Origin of the sequence: Micromonospora sp. NPDC049799 (assembly GCF_040656655.1) — a bacterium.
Lineage (GTDB): Bacteria > Actinomycetota > Actinomycetes > Mycobacteriales > Micromonosporaceae > Micromonospora.
On record NZ_JBFAMU010000886.1, the window covers coordinates 1 to 1,171 of the forward strand.

The 1,171-nt window shown below is 76.0% G+C and carries 1 protein-coding gene; it reads left to right on the forward strand.

Going from position 1 to position 1,171, the window contains the following annotated elements:
* Positions 1-94 precede the first annotated feature (94 nt).
* Positions 95-1,171 (forward strand): MFS transporter (locus AB0I76_RS30360; protein WP_357042708.1); only part of this gene is annotated, 1,077 nt, incomplete at its 3' end.

The following is a 1,171-nucleotide window of genomic DNA, read 5'->3' on the forward strand; positions in this document are numbered from 1 at the left end:
GGCGGGCTCGATGACCTCGTTCCCGCGTTCCATCGGGGCCAGGTCGGCCGCCTCCCGTGCAGCCCGCCACGGCGTCTCCCGGTGGGTCAGGTCGGTGCTGCTGCCCGAGTTCCCGGTGCGGCGCCGGGCGACCGCGATCGCGCTCTGGACCGCCACCGGGACGGTCGCCGGGGCAGCCGGCCCGTCCCTCGGCGGTGCGCTGGTGGCCTGGCCGGGCTGGCGGTGGGTGTTCCTGGTGAACCTGCTGATCGGGCTGCCCGGGCTGCTGGCCGCGGCCCGGGTGCTCCGGGAGACGCGGGACGACAGTCCGGGTCCGTTCCCCGACGTGGTCGGGGCGCTGCTGCTCGGCGGCGGGATCGGCGCGCTCGCCCTGGCGGTGGTCCGGCTGCCGGACTGGGGCGCCACGTCGGTGGCGTTCGGCGGCACCGTCACCGCCGGCGTGGCCCTGCTGCTCGCCCTGACGGTACGGTCGAGCCGGCATCCGGCGCCGATCATCGAGCCAGCGCTGGTCAGGATCCGCTCGTTCAGCGTCGCCAACCTGGGGTCGTTGGTCTTCGCCGCGGCGATGAACGCGCTGCTGCTGTGCAACGTGCTCTTCCTGACGCAGGTGTGGCGCTACGACAGCCTGGCCACCGGCGGCGCTCTCACCGCCGGCCCGGTGACCGCTGCGGCCCTGGCCCCGCTGGTCGGCCGGCTCGGGGACCGCTTCGGGCCCCGGGCGGTGGCGCTGCCCGGCGGGTTGTTCTTCTGCGCCGGGGCGTTGCTGCTCGCCCGCGCCCCGGGCCAGCCCGACTTCCTCGCCGACTTCCTGCCGGCGGCGGTGCTGATCGGCGCGGGGGCGGCGTTCAGCTTCCCCGGGTTCGGTCACGCCGCCTTCGCCGAGTTTCCCCGGGCCCGCTTCGCCACCGGGGTGGCCATCGCCTCGTGCCTGCGGCAGGTCGGCGCGGTCTTCGGCATCGCCGTCCTGATCACCGTCCTGGGCGACGGCAGTGGCACTTCGCTGGCCGTGTTCCACCGCGCCTACCTGGTGATCGCCGCCGGCGGCCTGCTCGCCGCCGGGGTGGCGCTCACCCTCGGCCATCGAGGCGGCTCGCCGGGCGTACGACGAGTCCGCCTCGGCCACATCGTGAAAGCGCGCCGACGGACCCGTGCGGCGACGGGTCAGCGGCCC